This is a genomic window from Paenibacillus sp. 32O-W (genome assembly GCF_007679495.1).
GTDB lineage: Bacteria > Bacillota > Bacilli > Paenibacillales > NBRC-103111 > Paenibacillus_L > Paenibacillus_L residui.
Map to the genome: position 1 here is coordinate 1 of NZ_VEGP01000156.1, position 1,186 is coordinate 1,186.

The 1,186-nt window shown below is 49.9% G+C and carries 1 protein-coding gene; it reads right to left on the bottom strand.

Annotated elements, in window-relative coordinates; all coding sequences use genetic code 11:
• Positions 1-1,080 (bottom strand): IS1380 family transposase (locus tag FS806_RS25215; RefSeq protein WP_144942096.1); only part of this gene is annotated, 1,080 nt, incomplete at its 3' end.
• Between the last annotated feature and the right edge of the window lie 106 nt (positions 1,081-1,186).

The window sequence follows — 1,186 nt, forward strand, 5'->3', positions numbered from 1 at the left end:
CAAGTCGAGTTCATTCGCCTCAAATTCGCTCGTCGCAATTCTATCAATGGAGAAGCCGTTCTTCGCTTCCTTGATATAGTTCTCCATGCAACAGCGTTGGTTGTAGAAGCGCCACAGATCAAGCGGCTCCCATTCGAGATTGGTGACGATCGCTTCGTATTGCCAATCCGAATCGAACACCATGCGGGTCTGGCCTTCATCGACGATGTGTGCCTTGCGAACAATCGCTACGCGGCGCGCCTTCTCCCAAGATGTCGCTTTGTAGATGATCGTAATCCCTTCGATGATCCAGTCTTCATCGACGAATCGTTTCCAGTACCGGCAGGCTGCGACTTGTTCTGCAAGGCGCTTTGTCCATTTCAACTTTCCGACGTAACCGATTCCTTTGCCTTCCCACAGGCCGTAGAAATCTTCACCGCCGAAGCCCTTATCGAACCTCGCGTACTTCACCGGATGCTCCCTCAGCAGTTCGAAGGTTTGGTGAAGAAAAGCTGACGCATCCGTGGAGGAGTGCGTATTGCCCGAACGTAGAACGGCATTCAAACATAGACGAGACTGTCCTTCGAAGGCCAGCAAAGGATGATAACTCTTACGGCCGGGCTTATGCGGGTTCGTGCCTTTAGCCGCTCCGCCCTGATCGCCATATACGGTTTCAACGGTGGAGTCAAGGTCCAGAATGAGAGCCTCTGGTAAACAAGGTCCAATGATTTCCTGATTGAGCGACCGCAATTCGGGCAACAGGTTCGGGTGCGATTTGCTAAGACGCGACAACTCTTTGTATAACAGCGAATGGTGCGGACAGCGTCCACCGAGAAACCGCTTTAGAAGCGAGTCTTTCTGTAACTTGCGGAAATGGAAGAGGCGTTCGCAGCCGAGCATCCAGCCGACGACGAGATAAAGCAGTATACGGTAAACGGGGAACAGCGAGTTGTTTGCTTTCATGCATGACAGCCTTTGTAAAGCAGCGGCAAACTTAATTTTTTCGAGGTATTCCAGGAAGATTTTGATGCCGCCGAAACTGGTCGCGTTTTGTAAGGAAAATTCGGTCTTGATTTTGCTGATGGGTGTGGTAGACTTCACCTAAAAGGTGCTCCTCTCTTTGGGTGTAGTGTTCTCGACAAACACCATTCTACCAAAGATTTGGGCACTTTTTTATGTTTTCAATGAACGGTACTTTCGAAATTTA